At 67.4% G+C, this 785-nt stretch carries 1 pseudogene; it reads right to left on the minus strand.

Features of this window, described 5'->3' with window-relative positions:
* Positions 1-740, minus strand: a pseudogene (locus ELR45_RS13295) (hypothetical protein); the annotation flags it as partial.
* Between the last annotated feature and the right edge of the window lie 45 nt (positions 741-785).

Genomic DNA, 785 nt, shown 5'->3' on the forward strand with positions numbered 1-785 from the left:
TCGTCTGTCGTTAACGTACGTGCCTGACGTGCAGCGGATTGGGCAGTGAGGACGATCTTGCGAACGATCGGGCTTCGCGCATGCTCAGCGCCGTCGTCCCCGCGCGTTGCCGCCTGCCGGGCGTCGTGAATGACGGCGGAGAGTGTGACGCCGAGGTCTGCTCGAAGCCGCTGAGCGGCTCGTCGTCGCTCGGCCACGCGGGCCAGCCTGCCCACCTCGGACCGGGTCGCGTGGGTCTGCCGCGCCAGGTCGGAGAGGCGGGTAAGGACGAAGATGACCAAGCCGTTGGCCGCGACGACGAGCACCTGATAGAGGATGAACCCGGTGTCGGCCACGCCTGACAGCGCCGTGGCGGCCGCGACGGCCGCGACGACGGTGGCGTAGCCCAGCCACGGCCAGATCCCCCGCCCGAGAAGCAGAACCGTACCGGCCAGCAGGCCGAAGACCACCGCCCAACTGAGGCCGAATCCGATATACCCGGCGGCGCACAGTGTTGTCTGCAAAGGCAGCAGCCACCAAGTCCAACGCCGCCGGTCACGCGCGAACGTGACCGCCACCTGCACGGCGATCAGCACCGCCAGAAGCGGGATGCCGAGTACCGGTGGCACCGACGTGTGGTGATCCGGATAGAACTCCGGAATGGTCAGGAGGTAGCCCACCCGGTACGCGAAGAGGAAGCCCAGGTACGCCAGCGGCAACGCGACAGCGAGCCGGGGGTTCAGATATCCGCCCAAGGACACAGATCCCTTCCTCAGCAGTGTTCAGAGCATAGCCTGCACGCCAGC

This window comes from Phytoactinopolyspora endophytica, assembly GCF_004138495.1.
GTDB lineage: Bacteria > Actinomycetota > Actinomycetes > Jiangellales > Jiangellaceae > Phytoactinopolyspora > Phytoactinopolyspora endophytica.